The organism is Mesorhizobium sp. 43Arga, from assembly GCF_053714255.1.
This window is the reverse complement of record NZ_JBSKBO010000007.1, coordinates 205,073-225,075: the sequence shown is the minus strand read 5'-3', so window position 1 is coordinate 225,075 and position 20,003 is coordinate 205,073. Positions and strand designations below refer to the sequence as shown.

Here is a 20,003-nt window from a genome sequence, read left to right as displayed (position 1 = left end):
AAAAATTCGCCAGCGGATGGCAGAGAATAAAATGATCGGGCGGTTCAAGTCCCTTCTCGCGCATTGGACCCGCGGCATCCGCAGACGGCTGGCCGGTAATCGCTATCACCCGGAAGAGCATTACATGCGCGGCCCCGGGCCGAAGACTCGAGCCAAATCAGCCGGTCGCGCGGGCACATCCGGATCATGAGGCGTCCATCGCCGCGCGGCGCGAATTCGGCACCATCGCAACGCCCGCTTGCCGACACGCGCGCGCCCGATGAAGGCGACGGCGTCGACACCTCGCCTGGCATTTCCGACAGGATCGCCAAGACGACCTGCTATATGTGCGCCTGCCGCTGCGGCATCGACGTGCATATCAAGGACGGCAAGGTCCGCTACATCAACGGCAACAAGGACCATCCGGTCAATCGCGGCGTGATCTGCGGCAAGGGCAGTTCCGGCATCATGCAGCATTACAGCCCCGCCCGGCTGAAGAAGCCGCTGCTGCGCAGCGGGCCGCGCGGCTCCGGCGCGTTCCGCGAAATCGAGTGGGAAGAAGCGTTCTCGATCGCGACAGAGCGGCTCTCGGCAGTTCGCCGCACCGATCCGAAAAAACTCGCCTTCTTCACCGGCCGCGACCAGTCGCAGTCGCTGACCGGCTGGTGGGCAAGCCAATTCGGCACGCCGAATTTCGCCGCCCATGGCGGCTTCTGTTCGGTCAACATGGCGGCCGGCGGGCTCTATTCGATCGGCGGCTCGTTCTGGGAGTTCGGCGAGCCTGACTGGGACAACACAAGATACTTCATGCTGTTCGGCGTCGCCGAGGACCATGATTCCAACCCGATCAAGATCGGGCTGGGCAAGCTTAAGGCGCGCGGCGCCAAGGTGGTGTCGATCAACCCGTGCCGCACCGGCTACAATGCGATTGCCGACGACTGGATCGGCATCCGCCCAGGTACCGACGGCCTGTTCGTCTTCGCGCTCATCCACGAATTGCTGAAGGCCGGCCGCGTCGATCTTGATTATTTGCTCCGCTACACCAACGCCCATGTCCTCGTCGTGCAGGAGCCTGGCGCCGCTGACGACGGGCTTTTCGTCAGGGACGCCGACGGCGATCCACTTGCCTGGGACAGGATGGCGAAAACCGCCGTCAAGGCGACCGAGCCGGAAGCAAAGCCGGCGCTGACCGGCAGCTTCGAAATCGGCGGCCGCCGCTGCACGCCGGTGTTCCAATTGATCGCCGACCGCTATCTCGATGACAGCTACGCGCCGGATGCGGTCGCTGAGCGTTGCGGCATTCCGGCCGATACGATCCGCCGGATCGCCGCCGAGCTCGCCCATGTCGCCTTCGAAGAGGCGATTGAACTGCCGGTGGCGTGGACCGACTGGGCCGGGCGCCGGCACGAGACGATCAAGGGCCGGCCGGTTTCGATGCATGCCATGCGCGGTATTTCGGCCCATTCGAACGGTTTTCACTCCTGCCGCGCCATCCACTTGTTGCAAGTGCTTCTGGGCACGATCGATGTTCCCGGCGGCTTCCGCTTCAAGCCGCCCTATCCCCGGTCGGCGCCACCAGGCCCGAAACCCGCCGGCAAGACCGTCAAGCCGATGACGCCGCTGGACGGCATGCCGCTTGGTTTCGTCTGCGGGCCGGACGACCTGCTGGTCGATGAAGACGGCACGCCGACCCGCATCGACAAGGCCTATTCCTGGGACGCGCCGCTCGCCGCCCACGGCCTGATGCACACCGTCATCCGCAATGCCTGGGCGGGCGATCCTTACCCGATCGACACGCTGATGATGTACATGTCGAACATGGCGTGGAATTCCTCGATGAACACGGTCGAGACGATGCGTATGCTGACCGACCATGACGAGGCAGGCAACTACAAGATCCCCTTCATCATCTATTCCGATGCGTACTATTCCGAGACAGTGCCGTTCGCCGACCTCGTACTGCCGGATACGACCTATCTCGAACGGCATGATTGCATCAGCCTGCTCGACCGGCCGATCAGCCATGCCGACGGGCCGGGCGATGCCATCCGCCATCCCGTCGTCGAGCCGGACCGCGACGTCAGGCCGTTTCAGTCGGTGCTGATCGAGTTGGGCGCCCGGCTCGGCCTGCCCGGTTTCGTCGATGAGGACGGATCGGCCAGATATGCCGACTATGCCGACTATATCGTCAACCACGAGCGCACACCGGGCATCGGACCGCTGGCCGGCTGGCGCGGCAAGGACGGGACGTCGATCGGCAGGGGCGAGGCCAATCCGGACCAGTTGCAACGCTACATCGACAATGGCGGCTTCTGGCATCACGACTTCGCCGACGACCAGCGCTACTACAAGATGGCCAACCGCTCCTATCTCGATTTCGCGGTGCAGATGGGTTTCATCCCGAAGGCGGACCCGATCATCTTCCAGCTCTATTCCGAGCCGTTGCAGCGCTTTCGGCTCGCCGCGCGCGGCCATGGCCGTGTCCTGCCGCCGGAAGCCGAGCGCCAGCGCATCGAGACCTATATGGATCCGCTGCCGTTCTGGCACGTGCCCTTCGAGGAAGCGGTGGTCGACGTCGAAAAATACCCGCTGCACGCGCTGACGCAGCGACCGATGCACATGTATCATTCCTGGGGGGCGCAGAATGCGTGGCTGCGGCAGATCACCAGCCAGAACCGGCTGTTCGTGCATCACCGCACCGGCGCCGGCCTCGGCCTCGTCGATGACGACTGGGTGTGGATCGAAAGCATCAATGGCCGGGTGAAGGGGCAGATCAAGCTGGTCGACGGGGTGAACGAAAGCACGGTCTGGACCTGGAACGCGATCGGCAAAAGGCGCGGCAGCTGGGGCCTCAAGGACGATGCCGCCGAGAGCAATCGCGGCTTCCTGCTCAACCATATCATCGGCGACCAGACCTCGGCCGACGCGCAGGGCAAACGCTATTCGAACTCCGATCCGGTCACCGGCCAGGCCGCGTGGTTCGACCTGCGCGTGCGCATCGTCAAATGCGCTGATGAGGAAACCGGCTTCACCGAGCCGCAATTCGAGCGTTTCAGCCAACCGCCGCATTTCGAGCCTTCGCCCGACAAGCTGAGTTTCGGCGCCGAATTCCGGCGGGCAAGAGAGGCCGCCGAATGACTTGCCTCCCCGCCCATACCGGCAAGAAACTCGGTCTCGTCATCGATCTCGACACCTGCGTCGGCTGCCAGGCCTGCGTCACCGCCTGCAAGGAATGGAACACTGGTGGCCACATGGCGCCGCTGACCGACATCGACCCCTATGGCGGCCATGCCGACGGCGTCTGGTTCAACCGCGTGCACAGTTACGAACACACGACAGAGATGGGCGGGCGCACGGTCAACTTCCCGCGCTCCTGCCTGCATTGCGAGACGCCGGCCTGCGTCACCGTCTGCCCGACCGGCGCCTCCTACAAGCGCGCCTCGGACGGCATCGTGCTGGTCGACGAGGACAAATGCATCGGCTGCAAATTATGCAGCTGGGCCTGCCCCTATGGCGCGCGTGAATTCGACACCGATGTCGGCGTGATGAAGAAATGCACGCTCTGCGTCGACCGCATCTACAACGCAAATCTGGCCGAAGAAGACCGTGTGCCGGCCTGCGTCGCGGCTTGCCCGACAAGCGCCCGGCATTTCGGCGATCTCGGCGATCCCCTGTCCGCAGTCTCGCAACTGGTGGCGGAGCGCGGCGGCGTCGACCTGATGCCGGAGCTCGGCTACCACCCGACCAACAAATATCTGCCGCCGCGCGCTCATACGCAACGCGCCGCATCGGTGCCGGCAAAGGCGCTGGAGCCGGTGCGGGCCGAAGGCGGCTTCCTCGGCTGGGTCGATCGCATGCTTTCGAACTGACCATGCATCCAGCCTTTTCCGTTGTCTTCTTCACCACCGCCACGGGGGCCGGCTACGGCCTGCTCGCACTGCTTGGCGTGCTGGGTGGGTTGCAGATCGTCCCCGCCGACTTCTGGCTCGGCCTCGTCGGCCTGGGGCTGGCGCTCGGCCTGATCGCGGCGGGACTGCTGTCGTCGACCGGGCATCTCGGCAGGCCGGAGCGCGCCTGGCGGGCGTTCTCGCAATGGCGCAGTTCCTGGCTGTCGCGCGAAGGCTTGGCCTCCGTCATCACCTTCATCCCGGCGGGACTGTTCGGCATCGGCTGGATGTTCTTTGGCCGCACGGGCGGCTGGGTGGCCATTGCCGGATTGCTGGCCGCCATCGGTGCGGTGGTCACCGTCTGCACAACAGGGATGATCTACGCGTCGCTGAAACCAATCGCCCAGTGGCACAGCCGCTATACTTTGCCGGCCTATCTGATTTTCGCGGCCATGACCGGCAGCGTTCTGTTGAACGCGCTGCTGCAGGGCTTCGGCATCGGATCGATGGCCATGCTGGTATTGTCGCTGCTCGCCACTCTTGCCGGCTGGGGCTGGAAGCGCGCGACCTGGCGGCACAATGACCGGCTCGAGATTGCGGCCACCGCCAACACCGCGACCGGACTGGCCGGTGGCACCGTGCGGTCGCTGGAATGGCCGCATACCGAGGAAAACTACCTGCTCAAGGAAATGGGTTTTCGCATCGCGCGCAAGCACGGTGCGAAGCTACGCATGCTCACACAGGCATTGGCCTTCGCCCTGCCCGTCCTGCTGCTCGCCGCAACCTTTGCCTTGCCCTGGCCCTATGCGGCAGTGCCGTCGGTGCTCGCCGCGATCGTCCAGTTCGCCGGCATGCTGGTCGAGCGTTGGCTGTTCTTCGCCGAGGCGAAGCACACGGTGACCCTGTACTACGGACGTTGAGGTCAGCCCGGCCGCAGCATCGAGCGGGAGATGGCGAAGATGCGGTCGGCGCCAAGCATATAGGCCATCAGCGATTCCAGCCGGAACAGCCCGGCATAGGCGCGGTCGAGCACGTTGAGCGAGCCGGTATAGGCGCCGAAGGCCGGCATGATCATGCGACCGCCGTCGCCGGCAAAGCAGCGCCTCCGCACCGAACGGCCGCGCTGAACGATGCGCGCGCAGGGATGGAGATGGCCTGCAATCTCGCCCTCGACGCGCACCTTGGACGGCTCATGCCGGAACAGCAGCGAACCGATGGCCAGTTCCCGCACCGTTTCACCAGGAAGATCGGCCGGCGCTTCCGGATCGTGATTGCCGGCGACCCAGAACCAGTCGCGGCCTGCCATCAGCGCTTCCAGCCGCTCGCGAAAACTCGCATGCATGCGTTCGGCGCCGCCGCCATCGTGAAAGGAGTCGCCCAGGCTGATGACGATCGACGGCTGGTAGTCCGATATGACCGCCTGCAGTCTGAGCAAGGTCGCGCCGGTGTCATAGGGCGGGATCAGCGTGCCGCGCCTTGCCAGCGACGAGCCTTTTTCCAGATGCAGATCGGAGACCGCCAGCAGCCTGATCTCGGGAAAATAGAGCACGCCGCGCGGATCGCAGACCGCGCTCTCGCCGGCGACGGCGACCAGGTCGGCCTCGGCAACCAGCGATGCGCGTGCCAGCGAAAAATTCATTCCTCGACCATTTCCGGCCCCATGGCCTCCTCGACCAGCGTCGCCGCGTCCATCAGCAAGGTCTCATCGGCTTCGCCATTCACGGGCATCTTGCCGATCTCGAGCATTATGGGCACGGCCAGTGGCGAAATCTGCTCCAGATCCTTATGCATGATTCGACCCTGGATGCGCGAGAGCATGTCGGCAAGTCTGCTGACATCGAGCAAACCGGCCGCAGCATCGGCGCGTGTCGCCTGAAGCAAGATATGGTCCGGTTCGTGGCTGCGCAGCACGTCGTAGATGAGGTCGGTCGACACGGTGACCTGACGGCCGCTTTTCTCCTGACCCGGATGGCGTTTCTCGATCAGTCCCGAAATCAGCGCGCAGTTGCGGAAGGTGCGCTTGAGCAGCCAGCTGTCGGCCAGCCAGGCTTCTAGATCATCGCCCAGCATGTCCTGATCGAACAGTGCACCGAGCGACGGTTTTCGAGCTTTGAACATCGCGCCCATGTCACCCAGCGACCATATGGCCAGCGCATAGTCGGTGGCGACGAAGCCGAGCGGCCTTGCGCCTGCCCTGTCGAGTCGGCGGGTGAGCAGCATGCCGAGCGTCTGGTGGGCCAGCCTGCCTTCGAAGGGATAGGCGACCAGATAATGGCGGTTGCCGCGCGGAAAGGTCTCGATCAGCAGGTCATCGCGTTTGGGCAGCACCGACTTGTCGGCCTGGAATCTCAGCCAGTCGGCCACCTGCTCGGGCAGCTTCTTCCAGCGTTGCGGATCGTCCAGCATGATGCGGACCTGTTCGGCGAGATAGGTCGAAAGCGGAAACTTGCCGCCACCATAGTAGGGCACCTTGGCATCGCTGCCGGGCGCGTTCGACACGAAGCATTCGTTCTCGCGAATGCCTTCGAAGCGCAGCACCTTGCCGGCAAACATGAAGGTGTCGCCGTGCGTCAGCGTTTCGAGGAAAGCCTCCTCGATCTTGCCGAGAACGCTGCCGCCGCGCGTGGCCGAGCCTTTGCTGCCAGCCTTGACGTAACGCACGTTAAGCGCCGGCACTTCGATGATAGTACCGACATTAAGCCTGTATTGCTGGGCAACGCGCGGATTGGAAACCCGCCATAGTCCATCCTTGTTCAGGCGGATCCGGGCGTAACGCTCATAGTTCTTCAGCGCGTAACCGCCGGTGGCGACGAAATCGATAACGCGGTCGAAGGTCGGCCGATCGAGGCTGGCATAGGGTGCCGCCGTTCGCACTTCCTCGAACAGATCATCGGCGCGGAAGGCTGCGCCACAGGCGCAGCCGAGCACATGTTGCGCCAGCACATCGAGGCCGCCATCGACCAGCGGCGGTGTATCCTGTGCGCCAAGATAGTTGGCGTCGAGCGCGGCCCGGCATTCCAGCACCTCGAAGCGATTGGCGGGAATGAGGATCGCCTTGGACGGTTCGTCCATGCGGTGGTTGGCGCGGCCGATGCGCTGCGCCAGCCGGCTCGCCCCCTTCGGCGCGCCGACATGCACGACCAGGTCGACATCACCCCAGTCGATGCCGAGATCGAGCGTCGAGGTGGCGACAATGGCGCGAAGCGCGTTCTCGCCCATCGCCTTTTCGACGCGCCGTCGCTGGGCGACATCGAGTGAGCCATGATGAAGCGCGATCGGTAAGGTATCCTCGTTGACCCGCCACAATTCCTGGAACAATAGTTCCGCCTGGCTGCGGGTGTTGACGAACAGCAGCGTCGTCTTGTGGCGCTTGATCTCGCGATAAATCTCCGGCGTGGCATAGCGGGCCGAATGCCCTGCCCACGGCACGTGCTCTTCGGAATCGAGGATGGAAATCTCAGGCTTCGCGCCGCCCGTGACGACGATCAATTCGGACATGTCGCCGGGTGGATTCTGGCTCACCAGCCAGCGCCGCAATTCGTCCGGTTCGGCCACCGTAGCCGACAGGCCGATTGTCTGCAGGCCGGGCACAAAGCTGCGCAGCCGCGCCAGGCCGAGCGCCAAGAGATGGCCGCGTTTCGACGTCACCAGAGAATGCAATTCGTCGAGCACGACATAGCGCAAATCTTCGAAGAAACGTCTGGCATCGCCGGCCGCGATCAGCAACGCGAGTTGCTCGGGCGTGGTCAGCAGAATATCCGGCGGCGCCAGCTTCTGGCGCTGGCGCTTGTGGGAAGGCGTATCGCCGGTGCGCGTCTCGATGCTGATCGGCAGACCGATCTCCTCGACCGGCTTGCCGAGATTGCGCTCGATGTCGACGGCCAGCGCCTTGAGCGGCGAGATGTAGAGCGTGTGGATGCCGCGATGCGCCTGCCCCGGCTTTCGCCTTGGCCTGACGGCCAGTTCAGTCAGCGACGGCAGGAAACCGGCCAACGTCTTGCCGGCCCCGGTCGGCGCGATCAAAAGCACCGATTGGCCGCTTTGGGCCTTCGCCAGCAATTCGATCTGATGGGCGCGCGGCGACCAGCCCTTTTCCCCAAACCATCTGAGGAACGGCTCGGGCAGGGCAATGGCGGCATTCTGCTCGGCAAGGCGCGGCTCAACTGTCACGCGCCAGAGGTAGCGCGGCCACGGGCAATCGCCAAGCAAAATCGGAACAAAAGGGGATCGTAGCATTCCTCGCCCCGTTTACGGGGAGAAGGAAAGATCACGGCCTGCGAAACCCGGTCGGCCCGCCATAGAGATAACCTATCCGGGCGATGGCGTCTTTCAGCCCTTCGCGCGAGACCAGCATGGTGTGGCCGTTGGCATGGATCATGGTCTCGGCATCGGTCATGACGGCGACATGGCCTTTCCAGAAGACGAGGTCGCCCCGGCGCAATCCGGCATAATCCGGACCCGGTTCGAGCGGCTCGCCGATGCTTGACGCCTGCATGTCGGAATCGCGCAGCACATTTTCGCCCGTCATGCGCATCGCCAGTTGCACCAGGCCGGAACAGTCGATGCCGAAGCCGGATACGCCGCCCCACAGATAGGGTGTGCCAAGAAACGTTTCGGCGACCCCGACATAGTCGGCGGCAATTTCGCCAATTGGCCTGAGGTGGCCAGCGATGATCGCTTTGCCTGACGGCAGGACAGCATAGTGCGTGCCGCGCGTCTCGGCGGCGCCCGTCACCGTCACCGTCGATCCCATCGACAGCTGTCCTGCAATCGGAAAGCGCAGATCCGGACCTGGATAGAGGAAGGTGCGAGGCACCGAGACGATATGGGTGGGCGCGTGGTCCCGTCCGCCTAGCTCAGTTGCCGCGACATAGCCGACATAGCCATCGCGTTCGGCCTGGATCCAGGCCCAGCCTTCGGCATCCTCGAAAACCAGCACATCGTCGCCGAACAGGGCTTGTGTGTTGATGCCGGCATCCGCACGCGGCGCCTTGCGGATGTCGGCCACCGAGGCCGAAATCCGCGCCGGCCGGCCGGCGACAAAACGCTCAGCGGAAACCTCGCCTTTCAGCCTTGCGTCGGCAAGGTCGGAACGGAAGGCGTGGAGACGGGAATCGTGAGCAGTCAAAATCGGCAACCCTGTTGTACGGGCAAACGGTCAGATCGGCAGTTCATAGGCCCTGGCGATAATACCATCGCCGAAGCGCTCGACAAAGAGCGCGCCCTCGACCGTGCGCTTGATCAGCACGTTGCGCTTGTCGAGTTCGTCGCGATGGCGCGACACCAGCTTCAGCGCGCCCATGGTGTCGAGCGCGCGGGTGATCACCGGCTTGGTGACATTGAGGCGGGCGGCCAGCCCGCGCACCGTGTGCGGAGGCGGATCGAGATAGATGGTGAACAGGATCGCCGTCTGGCGCATGGTCAGGTCTGGCGCGTCGTCGCGCACCTGCGACAGCATGACCTGCTGCCACAGTCGCAAGGCCTGGCTCGGGCGCATCGCAATCGACATCGCGCCAGCATGACGGCAAATTGTTTCGGTTCCGTTTCAGTTTTCAGCGATTTGCCGGCTCTGCTTGCTGCCACCCATCAGCCAAAGCGCGTCGAGATGATCCGCTCGAGCGCACGAATGCCTTGCGCCTCGCCGCCGGGGGGGCCGTACGCACGGTCGGCGGGGTTCCAGGCAAAGATGTCGAAATGCGCCCAGCTCGCCGTCTTCTCGACAAAGCGCTTGAGGAACAGCGCCGCCGTGATCGAACCGGCGAAACCATCCGTGGTGACATTGTTGATGTCGGCGATCTTCGACGACAGTTTCGCGTCGTAGGGCCGCCACAATGGCATGCGCCACAGCGGATCCTCGACCGCCAGCGACGCCGTGGCGAGGTCTAAGGCCAGCGCCTCGTCGCTGGTATAGAAAGGCGGCAGATCGGGGCCAAGCGCGACGCGGGCCGCTCCGGTCAGTGTCGCCATGTCGACCAGCAGCTGCGGCTCCTCGTCATCGGCCAGCGCCAGCGCGTCGCCGAGCACGAGCCTGCCTTCGGCGTCGGTGTTGCCGATCTCGACACTGATGCCCTTGCGGCTCGTCAACACGTCGCCGGGTCGAAAAGCGTTGCCGGCAATCGAGTTCTCGACCGCGGGGATCAGCACGCGCAGCCGCACGTTCAGCCCGGCGGCCATGATCATCGAGGCCAGACCAAGCACATTGGCGGCACCGCCCATGTCCTTCTTCATCAAGAGCATGCCGGATGACGGCTTGATGTCGAGACCGCCTGTGTCGAAGCAGACGCCCTTGCCGACCAGCGTCACCTTAGGCGCCCCCGGTTGCCCCCAGATCATGTCGATCAGGCGCGGCGCGCCGGTCGAAGCACGGCCGACCGCGTGGATCATCGGGAAGTTCCGCGCCAGCAGCTCGTCGCCCTTGATGACGGAGACTTCGGCCTTGTGAGCCGCGGCCAGCGTGCGCGCCGCCTTCTCCAGATCATCCGGCCCCATGTCGCTGGTCGGTGTGTTGACCAGATCACGGGCCAGGAAGACGCCATCGGCGATGCGGCGAACGCGCGCCGCGTCGACACCGGCCGGCACGTCGAAACGCAGCGCCTTGCCCGGCTTCTTGCCGTAACGGGTAAAGACATAGCCTCCTAGCGCCAGCGCGATTGCCGCGAGTTCCGGCTCGGCGGGAATGGAGGCGAAATGCCAGTCGCCTTCCGGCAGGGTTTTCGACAGTGCACCGAGCGCGAGCGCGCCCTCCCCGTCGCCGATGCCGAACAGCGCGCCGGCAAGCGCGCCGTTTTCGCCGGGCACGGCGAGGGTCCTGCCCGCCTCGCCGGAAAAGCCGTTGGCCTTGGCCCATGCGACGGCAGATGGCGCAAGGCCCACGGCCTCCAGGCCGTCACGGGCCACCAGATGCACCGGCAGCGCACCTTGCAATTTCGTCTCGACGAGTTCGACAGGCATTCGATGTTCTCTCCTGCCGACCCTTCGCGAGTCGGCGCTTCTTAACCCTCCGTTAGGGTTAACAGAATATTTCTTCGGGAGGGAAGATGGCCACGCAATGGCCGCGCGTATGAATGGAGGCTTAGGTGTCGATGCCGACAAACCGCACAGTGAATGCCAGGGGAAAACGGTTCGTCACCACGGCCCTCATGCTGGCGCTCGCGGCTGCCGTCGCCGGGTGCGGAACCAGCAGGATGACGACCGGCTCGATCGGTCGTACCAGCGGCAAGCCGCTGGACAGCATGTCGGCGGGAGAAGTGCACAATGCCACGGCTGCCCTCGGCCAGTCCTACTCCAGGAATCCCAACGACAAGCGAATCGCAACCAACTTCGCGGCCGCGCTGCAGATGGACGGCGATGCCGACCAGTCGCTTGCCGTGATGCGCAAACTGGCGATCGCCTACCCAAAGGATCGTGACGTGCTCGCCGCCTATGGCAAGGCACTGGCCGCCAATGGTCAGTTCGAAGCAGCGCTCGACGCCGTGCGCCGTGCACAGACGCCGGAATATCCCGACTGGAAACTGGTGTCGGCGGAAGCGGCCATCCTTGACCAGCTCGGCCAGAAGGACGATGCGCGCCAGCTTTACCGCAAGGCGCTCGAGCTCAAGCCGAACGAGCCCTCGATTCTCTCCAATCTCGGCATGTCCTACGTGCTGGAAGGAGATCTGCGCACAGCGGAAACCTATATGCGTTCGGCCGCCCAGCAGCCCAATGCCGACAGCCGCGTCCGCCAAAACCTGGCGCTGGTCGTCGGCCTGCAGGGCCGCTTCGACGAAGCCGAGAAAATCGCCTCGCAGGAGCTTTCGCCCGAGCAGGCGCAGGCCAATGTCGCTTATCTCAGGCAGATGCTTGCGCAGCAGAATGCCTGGAGACAGCTCAAGGATCAGGACAAGTCGAAGGCTGCAACCAACTGAGGCGACGAGCTGCAAAGGCTCCCAATTGGACAAAGAGCCGCGCTGAACTCAGCGCGGCCTCTTCGTTTTCTTGGCGTGCCTCGCCGCTACTTGGCCGATGATGACGATCCCGAATGATCGCCGAAGATGCCGCGCTGGCTGACCTGGATGCCGGCAGGGCCCAGGATGATGGCGAAAAGCACCGGCAGGAAGAACAGGATCATCGGCACGGTGAGCTTGGGCGGCAAGGCGGCGGCCTTCTTTTCGGCGGCATTCATGCGCTGGTCCCGGCTTTCAGCGGCAAGCACGCGCAATGCGTGCGCCACGGGCGTGCCGTAGCGTTCGGCCTGGACGAGCGCCTGCGACACCGATTTGACCGATTCCAGACCGGTACGGTTCGCAAGATTCTCATAGGCCTGCTTGCGTTCCTGCAGATAGGAGAGCTCGGCGTTGGTCAGGATGAATTCTTCCGCCAGAGCCACCGACTGAGCGCCGATCTCATCGGCGACCTTGCGCAGCGCTGCCTCCACCGACATGCCCGACTCAACGCAGATCAGCATCAGGTCCAGCGCGTCCGGCCACGCCATCTGGATCGACTGCTTCCGCTTGGTGGCGCGATTATTGACGTAGACGACCGGCGCGTAGAAGCCGCCATAGGCGACCAGGATGCAGACGAACAGCCGGATGACCAGGGGTTTGTCGGGCAATCCTCCAAGCACGAATATGTAAACCAGACCCAGCGCGAAGCCGACAAAAGGCAGCACCAAGCGGAAGAAGAGAAACCGCGTCAGCGGGTTCTGGCCGCGAAAGCCGGCGACCTTGAGCTTCTGCAAGGTGCTCTCGTCGGCCAGTGCGCGCCGCAGGTCGAGCCGATCGACGATGTTGCGCATGCCGACCGACTGTTGCTCGCGCAGGCCCTTGCGGCGGCGATCGGCCTCGCTGGCGAGCCGGGCGCGCTGCTTGGCGCGAAGCTCGTCGCGCTCCAGCGCGACCGACTTCATGCGCGACTTGAGCTGGTTTCCGCCGAATGCCGGCAGCAATGTAAAGACCGTCGCGAAGACGGCGATGCCGACCAGCAGCGCGATCAGCAGGCTGGGGTCCGTCAGTGATTTGATGACTTGTTCGGTCATGCCACGGCCCTAGACTTCAAAGTTCATCATCTTGCGCATGACCAGGATGCCGATCGACATCCAGACAGCGGCACAACCCAGTATCAGATTGCCAACGCTGGTGTTGAACAGCGGCATCAGATAGTCGGGACTGGAAAGATAGACGAGAAAGGCAACGATGAAGGGCAGCGCGCCGATGATGGCGGCGGACGCCTTCGCCTCCATGGACAGCGCCTGCACCTTGGCTTTCATCTTCTTGCGATCACGAAGGACGCGCGAAAGGTTGCCCAGCGCCTCGGAAAGATTGCCGCCGGCCTGCGACTGTATCTGGATGACGATGCCGAAGAAACTCGCCTCGGTGCACGGCATGGTTTCGGGCATGCGCAAGGCCGCGTCGGGGATCGAAATGCCCATCTGCTGCGAATCGACGATACGGCGAAACTCCATCTTCACCGGCTCGGGGGATTCGTTGGCGATCAGGCGCACCGCATCGTTCAGCGGCAGGCCGGATTTGACCGCTCGCACGATGATGTCGAGCGCGTTTGGAAATTCGTTGAGGAATGCCTTGACCCGGCGCGTGCGGCGAAACGATACGAACCAGCGCGGCAGGCCGAGCGCGCCAGCCAACAGCACACCAGGCAAGACCAGCATCGGCGCGCCGACCACGAATGCGACCACCGTCAGCGCCAGACCGCATATGGCGGAATAGATGTAGAAGCGCTCGATCGAGACTTTCATCCCGGCCTGCCGGAGTTGCGCCTTCAGCGGCGGCTTCTTGATGGCGCTGTCCTTGGTCTTCTGCTTCTCATCGAGTTCCTTCAGCGAATCCTGCACGGATTTTCGGCGCTTGGCCGCATCCGTCGCGCGGTCGCGGGTGGCCTTGATGATGGACCGGTCCGTCTCGGCGGCCTTGATCGTCTCCAGCCGCTTGCCTGCCTGTTTCTCATTGCTGATCTGGGTGAACAGGAATGCATAGGCGACCGCGCCGGCGCTGAAGCCGGCGAGTACGACAAACGCCAGTACGGTGCCGTCAATTCCAAACATCGACCAGAACCCTCAACGCATCAGTCAGCGCGCTTCTCCATTGCCTCTAGCGCAACGGCGAGGCGCTGCTCCTCGCCGTAGTAGCGAGCCCGGTCCCAGAAATGCGGGCGGCCGATGCCGGTCGAGACGTGCTCGCCCAGCAGCCTGCCATTGGCGTCCTCGCCCTTGATGTTGTAGAGGACGATGTCCTGGGTGATGATGACGTCGCCTTCCATCCCGATCACCTCGGTGATGTGAGTGATGCGACGCGATCCGTCGCGCAGGCGCGCCGCCTGGATGATCACGTCGATGGAACCGACGACGATTTCCCGCACGGTTTTCTGCGGCAGCGAATAACCACCCATGGCGATCATGGATTCGATACGGTTCAGGCATTCGCGCGGGCTGTTCGAGTGGATCGTTCCCATCGAGCCGTCATGGCCGGTGTTCATCGCCTGCAGAAGGTCGAACACCTCGGGTCCGCGCACCTCGCCGACGATGATGCGCTCTGGCCGCATGCGCAGGCAGTTCTTGACCAGGTCGCGCATCGTCACCTCGCCCTCGCCTTCGAGGTTGGGCGGACGGGTTTCCAGGCGCACCACATGCGGCTGCTGCAGTTGCAGTTCGGCTGAGTCCTCGCAGGTGATGACGCGTTCGTCGCGATCGATGTAGTTGGTCAGGCAGTTGAGCAGCGTCGTCTTGCCGGAGCCGGTGCCGCCCGAGATGACGATGTTGCAGCGAACACGACCGATGATCTTGAGTACCTCGGCGCCCTGCGGCGAGATGGCACCGAACTTGACCAACTGATCGAGCGTCAGCTTGTCCTTCTTGAATTTGCGGATGGTGAGTGCGGTGCCGTCGATGGCGAGCGGCGGAGCGATGACGTTGACGCGGGAGCCGTCGGGAAGGCGGGCGTCGCAGATCGGGCTGGATTCATCGACTCGGCGGCCGACCTGACTGACGATGCGCTGGCAGATGTTGAGAAGCTGCTGGTTGTCGCGAAAGCGAATGCCGGTCTGCTCGACCTTGCCATTGACTTCGATGTAGACGTTCTTGGAGCCATTGACCATGATGTCGGCGATGTCGTCGCGGGCGAGCAATGGCTCGAGCGGCCCATAGCCAAGCACGTCGTTGCAGATGTCCTCGAGCAATTCCTCCTGCTCGGCGATCGACATCGCGAAATTCTTGATCGCGATGATGTCGTTGACAATGTCGCGGATTTCCTCGCGCGCGGTCTCCGGGTCGAGCTTGGCGAGCTGCGACAGGTCGATCGTGTCGATGAGCGCCGAGAAAACCTGGCTCTTGGTGTCGTAGTAGGTTTCGCTCTTTTCGCGCTGGGGTCGCCTTGCCTCCGGCGCGATGGGCGGCGCCTCGACGGCGCGGCGAGCCGGCGGCACCACAGGCGCGCTTGGCTGGGGTGGTGCCGCGGGCCGGGCAAGAACCGCCGTGTCCGCCGAACCCGCGGGCGGCGGGGCGGTCGGCGCCGGTGCCGGCTGGCGGAATTCCGGCGTGAACCGGTTGCCGTCGTCGTTGCCTCTTTTACCGAACATGATCGACTACTTCTTGTTGCGCGAGAGCTTGCCGAGCAGGCTGCCCAGACCAGCCTTCTTTTTCGTGCGGATTTCGCTTCGCCCGGTCAGCACGTGGGCAATCTCGTTGATGGTCGCGACAACCGGGTTCTTGGCATCCATCTCGCCGAGCATGCGCCCGTTATTGGCGGCATTGCCGAACAGCAATGGATCGAAGCCAATGACCGACATCGGAGTCAGGCCGAGCGGCTCGGCGAAATCGGTCGGCGAAATTTCCGGCCGCTTGGGGACGCCGGCCTGGTTGATGATCAGCTTCGGTGGCGGATCGTTGGGGCGAAGCCGCTTGAGCATGTCGACCATGTTCTTGGTGTTGCGCAGATTGGCCAGTTCCGGCGTCGCGGTGATGACGATGTCGTCGGCCTTGACCAGCGTGTTCTTGGCCCAGCCCGTCCAGACATGGGGGACGTCCAGGACCAGAAGCGGCACGCTGCGCTGCGCGGTATCGACAAGCTGCGCAAAGGCATCGGGATCGAAGTCGTAGACGCGTTCCAGCGTCGAGGGCGCGGCGAGCAACGACAGGTGCTCGGCGCACTGCGTCAGCAGCCGGTCGAGATAGACTTCGTCGACGCGTTCGGGCGAGAACACCGCTTCGGCGATGCCCTGTGCCGGATCCTGGTCGAAATTGATGTTGGCCGTGCCGAAGGCAAGATCGAGGTCGGCGACGACGACTTCGGATTTGAACAGCGAGGACATTGCCCAGGCGACATTGTGGGCGATGGTGGAAGAGCCGACGCCGCCCTTGGCGCCGACAAAGGCGATCGAACGGCCGATCGGTTCAGCCTCCGGATCGACGAAAATCGACGATACGACACTGACGATGTCGGCCATCGACACGGGCGCGATGACATATTCGGAGATGCCGGAGCGGATGAGCTCGCGATAAAGACCGACATCATTGTAATGGCCGATCACCACCACTTTCGAGGATGGGTCGCAGTATTCCGAGAGCTGGGCGAGTTGCTCCAGCAATTGCTTGGGTTCGCTGCGTGACTCCAGCAAGATCAGGTTCGGGGTCGGTGCCGACTGATAGAACTCGATTGCCGTGGGAACGCCGCCCATATGGACCTTGAGATGCGCCTTGGTCATACGGCGGTCCTCGCCGGCGCGCTCGACCGGATTGGCAACGCCCTCGGTCTCGCAGAATGCCTGGATCGAGATGCGCGGAACCGGCCGCAACGCCTGCATCGCGGCGATGTCCTGCGGCGATGTATCACCGCCGTCCACGGTGGCGTCATAGGCAAGGTTGCTCATGGTCATGCTCTTTCCGTGGCCTTTTCTTTCCCTGACTTTCCCGAAGGTGGCTTAGTAGGTCACTTCCGAATTGCCCAGGAATTCACCCGAAATGCCCCTGGTGCGATACACATCGATCACCGCGCCACGATTTTCCGCGTCGATGGTGGTCTGCTTGCGCGGCCCGAGCAGGTCGGACGGATTAGCCATCTGGGCAGCCAGATTGTTCTGATAGGAGCAGCCGAAGTCGGCGTAGTGCTTGTTTTCCGCCGTATCGAGCAGATCCTCGGGCCAGCGTCCGCATTTGTCGGTCTGGGCTCTCACCGCGATATACGAGACGCGAACCGGGGCCGATGTCTCACTCGAGCCGGCCTGATAGGAGGTAACGACGATCCGGTTGCGCTTGACACCGCTGGCAACCGCGAGCCTGGCGAAATCACGGCCGGCCGCCGTCGCGGCGACCTCGTTGGCCGATCCGCTCGGAATCTGGATGGTCAATGTCGGCGCGGCACTCTTGTCATAGCCGTCGAGGAAACCCAGCAGCGTGTCGCGCTGCGAACCGGTCATGCCGCGGTCGCCGGCGCCGACGGGCAGGTCGATCTTCTGGTTCTTCTCCGCGATGACGATCGGATGGTTGGTGCGATAGTCGTCCGGAATGGCGCCGACGGTGATGCTGTCGCGCTGAGCGCATCCGGCCAGCAGAGCGGTCATCGCTACCGCCAGAACCGACAACACCCGCAGGCCGGTCCGCGAACGGCTGGCGCGCATCGTCGTGGCGATGGTCCTTGTCTTCAACGCTGACTGAGACATGTCCGCTTCCCCATTCACTTGTAGATGTAGCCGACAACGCCATGGTACCGGCCGTTGGGCTTGTCGGTCTGCATGGTGCCGTAGACGCGATTGACCTTGCCAAGGAAATTGGCGGCACCGTCGCTGGCAGGGTTGAAATTGTCGTCCGGCTTGGCGAGATCGTTGCGGGCCACCGGCTTCGCCAGATAGGGCGTGATGAAAATCACCAGCTCGCTTTCGTTGCGCACGAAGTCCCTGCTGCGGAACAAGGTGCCAAGGACCGGGATCTTGGCGAGACCTGGCAGTCCGGAGACCGCCTGACGCACGTCGTCGCGGACCAGACCCGCAATCATCATGGAGCCGCCGGAAGGCAACTCGATCGTGGTGTCAGCCAGGCGCTTGCGGATCGACAACAGTGTGGTTCCAGGCAAGTTGCCCGCACCTTCAACCGTGGTGGCGCCTTCCGTCGTTGGCTCCGACACCGAGGTCCTGACCTTGAGGCTGATCCGGCCGGCCGACAGCACAACAGGCTGGAACTCGAGGCCAATGCCGTATTCGATCTGCTGGTTGGTGTATGTAATCTGGCCGGTCTGGTTATCCTGTGAAACGTTCTGTGAGCGCTGGGTAATGATGTTGAACTCACCGCCGACCTTGAATGTCGCCTTCTCACCCGACACCGCCGTCAGCGTCGGTTCAGCCAGGGTTTTCATGACTCCCGACTGTTCCATCGCATTTATGTAGGCCTGAAAGGGCGAGGTTGAGTTGCCAAGGCCAAAGCCTGAGTACTGTGATAGCGGTTTGCCCAAACCGTAATTCTGCGAGCCCAGCGCATTCCAGCTGATACCGTTGCTGTTGCCGCTGGCGATCATATTGACGCCGAGCTGCTTCATCACAGAGCGGCTGACTTCGGCGACCGTCACCTTGAGCGTAACCTGGTCGTCGCCGATGATCTGCAGAAGATTGACGATCTTCGAGACGCGTCGTTCCTGGTCGGGGTTGTTGATGTCGACGCCGCCTTGGGCCGAGCCGCCGGCCGCGGTCTGCGAATACTGCCCGGTCGTTGCTTCACCGCCGGAGACGAAGATCGTCGCCAGGTCGACCGCCCGCTTCGCGTCCAGCGGCGTATCGACCATTCCGGTCAAGACGACGTTGTCGTTCAGCAATTCCACCTTGACGGACGAGGTCGGAAGGAAACGCTTGATATAGTCCTCCAGGCCGGCGACGTCGCGTTCGACGGCCAGGTCCAGGCTGGCGATCTGTTCGCCGTTCGGACCGAAGACGAAAATATTGGTCTCGCCGACCGATTTGCCGAACAGATAGATACGCCTTGCGGTGCGGGTCACCGCATCGGCAACGGTCGGGTTGGCGACAAGAATGTCATAGGCATCGCTCGGCAGGTCTATGACCACCGATTTGTTGAGGCCAAGCTTGACGCGCTGCGAGGCCGTGGTGGCCGTCACCTGCGTGCTCTTCGCCTCGACGACGCCCTGCACATTCGTCCCGACGAGCAGCAGGCCGAATGCCGCGGCCACGATTGCCGGGAGTTTACCGCTTAGCCTCATTTCCTTGCCCCTACTTCGGAAACTTCGCCCGACTTGATCAGTCTCACCGTTCCCTTGCGGCCATTGCCGGAAACGAGATAGTCGGCCTCGCCCACATTCTTTTCCTGGGTGTCCGCGACCGCGCGCAACGCCAGCGTCAGGCGATCCGCCATCTGCTGGGCGACGGTGATGATCTCCGCCTGCTTGGGCGTCAGCTCCAGCGTGGCGGTCTGGCCTACCCTGGTCTTCTTGCCCTCCTCGTCTTCCTGGATCGTCTGGTCGATCGCCAGGACGCGGATGTTCTTGAGGATGGTTTCGGTGTTGAAGCCGGTGCTGCCGCTGTTGGCATCCGCCCTGCGGGTCATGATGACGTCGACGAAATCGTTTGGAAGGATGAAGCCGCCGGCCGAAGTGTCGGCCGATATGGTCGTGGCGACCGCCCGCATCCCGGAAGGCAGGATGGACGACATGAAGCTCTGCCCCTCGCCGATCAGCTTGGAACGCCGCACCGGCTCGCCCGCATACATCGGCACACGCGCGATCGACGTCTTCAATTTCTCCAGGGCGTCGGGAGCATTGGCCTTGGTGATGAAATTGGCGTTGACGCCGTCAGCCGGCCAGGATTGCCAGGAGATGTTGTTCTGAAGCGCGTTGCCCATCGCGACATCGCCCGAGAGCACAAGCACATCCTGCAGGGCTACGGCGGGAGCCTGGGGGCCGGAATCGACCACGATCTGGGGCGGCGGCGCGGCGACCATGTTTTTCGCCACATAGCCAGCACCACCCGCCGCGGCCACCGCCACGCTCAGAATAATAAGTCGGGATGCTGGCATCTGTCCGAACCTCGCCCTTGGCAAACCACGTAGCCAAGCCGGACTTTGCAGCGGCAATCGTCAAAACAAGGTTAATGCAATGCTTACGATCGTGATTAATTTAACGTTTACATAAATTAGACGGATCGCGCCGCCACGGG

16 protein-coding genes are annotated in these 20,003 nt (G+C 63.3%); 4 read left to right on the top strand and 12 right to left on the bottom strand.

The window, feature by feature from the left end; genetic code table 11:
* Positions 1 to 186: 186 nt before the first annotated feature.
* Genes ACWGS8_RS24035 through ACWGS8_RS24025 form a run of 3 tightly spaced genes read left to right on the top strand, consistent with a single transcriptional unit; the run spans position 187 to position 4,786 of the window.
* Positions 187 to 3,117 (top strand): molybdopterin oxidoreductase family protein, encoded by a 2,931-nt coding sequence (locus tag ACWGS8_RS24035; protein ID WP_454583241.1) that lies wholly within the window; start codon positions 187 to 189, stop codon positions 3,115 to 3,117.
* On the top strand, positions 3,114 to 3,848 hold the full coding sequence (locus tag ACWGS8_RS24030; RefSeq protein ID WP_454583240.1) for a 4Fe-4S dicluster domain-containing protein: 735 nt from the start codon (positions 3,114 to 3,116) through the stop codon (positions 3,846 to 3,848). The genes ACWGS8_RS24035 and ACWGS8_RS24030 overlap by 4 nt, the downstream gene beginning before the upstream one ends.
* Before the next feature lie 2 nt (positions 3,849 to 3,850).
* On the top strand, positions 3,851 to 4,786 hold the full coding sequence (locus ACWGS8_RS24025; RefSeq protein WP_454583239.1) for a dimethyl sulfoxide reductase anchor subunit family protein: 936 nt from the start codon (positions 3,851 to 3,853) through the stop codon (positions 4,784 to 4,786).
* A gap of 2 nt (positions 4,787 to 4,788) precedes the next feature.
* On the opposite strand, the gene pdeM is transcribed toward ACWGS8_RS24025, so the two are convergent.
* The 5 genes from pdeM to ACWGS8_RS24000 form a co-directional block, all read right to left on the bottom strand.
* Positions 4,789 to 5,505, bottom strand: coding sequence for a ligase-associated DNA damage response endonuclease PdeM (pdeM, locus tag ACWGS8_RS24020; protein WP_454583238.1), 717 nt, complete (start codon positions 5,503 to 5,505; stop codon positions 4,789 to 4,791).
* Positions 5,502 to 8,036, bottom strand: coding sequence for a ligase-associated DNA damage response DEXH box helicase (locus ACWGS8_RS24015; protein WP_454583339.1), 2,535 nt, complete (start codon positions 8,034 to 8,036; stop codon positions 5,502 to 5,504). Before ACWGS8_RS24015 ends, pdeM begins: the two co-directional genes overlap by 4 nt.
* Positions 8,037 to 8,133: 97 nt before the next feature.
* The gene (locus ACWGS8_RS24010) at positions 8,134 to 8,994 is read right to left on the bottom strand and encodes a C40 family peptidase (RefSeq protein ID WP_454583237.1); all 861 of its coding nucleotides are present in this window, start codon (positions 8,992 to 8,994) and stop codon (positions 8,134 to 8,136) included.
* A gap of 30 nt (positions 8,995 to 9,024) precedes the next feature.
* Positions 9,025 to 9,375 carry a MarR family winged helix-turn-helix transcriptional regulator gene (locus tag ACWGS8_RS24005; RefSeq protein WP_454583236.1) on the bottom strand — a complete coding sequence of 117 codons (351 nt, stop codon included), beginning with the start codon at positions 9,373 to 9,375 and terminating at the stop codon, positions 9,025 to 9,027.
* Positions 9,376 to 9,452: 77 nt separating this feature from the next.
* The gene (locus ACWGS8_RS24000) at positions 9,453 to 10,817 is read right to left on the bottom strand and encodes a leucyl aminopeptidase family protein (RefSeq protein WP_454583235.1); all 1,365 of its coding nucleotides are present in this window, start codon (positions 10,815 to 10,817) and stop codon (positions 9,453 to 9,455) included.
* A 131-nt stretch (positions 10,818 to 10,948) separates the two neighbouring features.
* Here ACWGS8_RS24000 and ACWGS8_RS23995 point away from each other — a divergent pair, with 131 nt between their 5' ends.
* Positions 10,949 to 11,770: a tetratricopeptide repeat protein gene (locus ACWGS8_RS23995; RefSeq protein ID WP_454583338.1), complete on the top strand. Its 822-nt coding sequence runs from the start codon at positions 10,949 to 10,951 to the stop codon at positions 11,768 to 11,770.
* Positions 11,771 to 11,856: 86 nt separating this feature from the next.
* On the opposite strand, the gene ACWGS8_RS23990 is transcribed toward ACWGS8_RS23995, so the two are convergent.
* The 7 genes from ACWGS8_RS23990 to cpaB are packed head-to-tail and all read right to left on the bottom strand — an operon-like array spanning position 11,857 to position 19,863.
* Positions 11,857 to 12,879, bottom strand: coding sequence for a type II secretion system F family protein (locus tag ACWGS8_RS23990; protein WP_454583234.1), 1,023 nt, complete (start codon positions 12,877 to 12,879; stop codon positions 11,857 to 11,859).
* A 9-nt stretch (positions 12,880 to 12,888) separates the two neighbouring features.
* Positions 12,889 to 13,902 carry a type II secretion system F family protein gene (locus ACWGS8_RS23985; RefSeq protein ID WP_454583233.1) on the bottom strand — a complete coding sequence of 338 codons (1,014 nt, stop codon included), beginning with the start codon at positions 13,900 to 13,902 and terminating at the stop codon, positions 12,889 to 12,891.
* A gap of 20 nt (positions 13,903 to 13,922) precedes the next feature.
* The gene (locus tag ACWGS8_RS23980) at positions 13,923 to 15,431 is read right to left on the bottom strand and encodes a CpaF family protein (RefSeq protein ID WP_454583232.1); all 1,509 of its coding nucleotides are present in this window, start codon (positions 15,429 to 15,431) and stop codon (positions 13,923 to 13,925) included.
* A 6-nt stretch (positions 15,432 to 15,437) separates the two neighbouring features.
* Positions 15,438 to 16,727, bottom strand: coding sequence for an AAA family ATPase (locus ACWGS8_RS23975; protein ID WP_454583231.1), 1,290 nt, complete (start codon positions 16,725 to 16,727; stop codon positions 15,438 to 15,440).
* A gap of 45 nt (positions 16,728 to 16,772) precedes the next feature.
* Positions 16,773 to 17,510, bottom strand: coding sequence for a CpaD family pilus assembly protein (locus ACWGS8_RS23970; protein ID WP_454583230.1), 738 nt, complete (start codon positions 17,508 to 17,510; stop codon positions 16,773 to 16,775).
* A gap of 14 nt (positions 17,511 to 17,524) precedes the next feature.
* Positions 17,525 to 19,051, bottom strand: a complete 1,527-nt coding sequence (locus tag ACWGS8_RS23965; protein ID WP_454583229.1) for a type II and III secretion system protein family protein — start codon at positions 19,049 to 19,051, stop codon at positions 17,525 to 17,527.
* Entirely contained in the window at positions 19,048 to 19,863 is an 816-nt protein-coding gene (gene cpaB, locus ACWGS8_RS23960) for a Flp pilus assembly protein CpaB (RefSeq protein ID WP_454583228.1), read from the bottom strand. Before cpaB ends, ACWGS8_RS23965 begins: the two co-directional genes overlap by 4 nt.
* Between the last annotated feature and the right edge of the window lie 140 nt (positions 19,864 to 20,003).

Bases quoted from the DNA above. Each gene is read 5' to 3' on its own strand.
- ACWGS8_RS23975 (WP_454583231.1), bottom strand. From the start codon at position 16,727: ATGACCATGAGCAACCTTGCCTATGACGCCACCGTGGACGGCGGTGAT.
- ACWGS8_RS24000 (WP_454583235.1), bottom strand. From the start codon at position 10,817: ATGCCTGTCGAACTCGTCGAGACGAAATTGCAAGGTGCGCTGCCGGTG.
- ACWGS8_RS24030 (WP_454583240.1), top strand. From the start codon at position 3,114: ATGACTTGCCTCCCCGCCCATACCGGCAAGAAACTCGGTCTCGTCATC.
- ACWGS8_RS23995 (WP_454583338.1), top strand. From the start codon at position 10,949: ATGCCGACAAACCGCACAGTGAATGCCAGGGGAAAACGGTTCGTCACC.
- ACWGS8_RS23965 (WP_454583229.1), bottom strand. From the start codon at position 19,051: ATGAGGCTAAGCGGTAAACTCCCGGCAATCGTGGCCGCGGCATTCGGC.
- ACWGS8_RS24025 (WP_454583239.1), top strand. From the start codon at position 3,851: ATGCATCCAGCCTTTTCCGTTGTCTTCTTCACCACCGCCACGGGGGCC.
- ACWGS8_RS24035 (WP_454583241.1), top strand. From the start codon at position 187: ATGAGGCGTCCATCGCCGCGCGGCGCGAATTCGGCACCATCGCAACGC.
- ACWGS8_RS23980 (WP_454583232.1), bottom strand. From the start codon at position 15,431: ATGTTCGGTAAAAGAGGCAACGACGACGGCAACCGGTTCACGCCGGAA.
- ACWGS8_RS24005 (WP_454583236.1), bottom strand. From the start codon at position 9,375: ATGTCGATTGCGATGCGCCCGAGCCAGGCCTTGCGACTGTGGCAGCAG.
- ACWGS8_RS23990 (WP_454583234.1), bottom strand. From the start codon at position 12,879: ATGACCGAACAAGTCATCAAATCACTGACGGACCCCAGCCTGCTGATC.
- cpaB (WP_454583228.1), bottom strand. From the start codon at position 19,863: ATGCCAGCATCCCGACTTATTATTCTGAGCGTGGCGGTGGCCGCGGCG.
- pdeM (WP_454583238.1), bottom strand. From the start codon at position 5,505: ATGAATTTTTCGCTGGCACGCGCATCGCTGGTTGCCGAGGCCGACCTG.
- ACWGS8_RS23985 (WP_454583233.1), bottom strand. From the start codon at position 13,902: ATGTTTGGAATTGACGGCACCGTACTGGCGTTTGTCGTACTCGCCGGC.
- ACWGS8_RS23970 (WP_454583230.1), bottom strand. From the start codon at position 17,510: ATGTCTCAGTCAGCGTTGAAGACAAGGACCATCGCCACGACGATGCGC.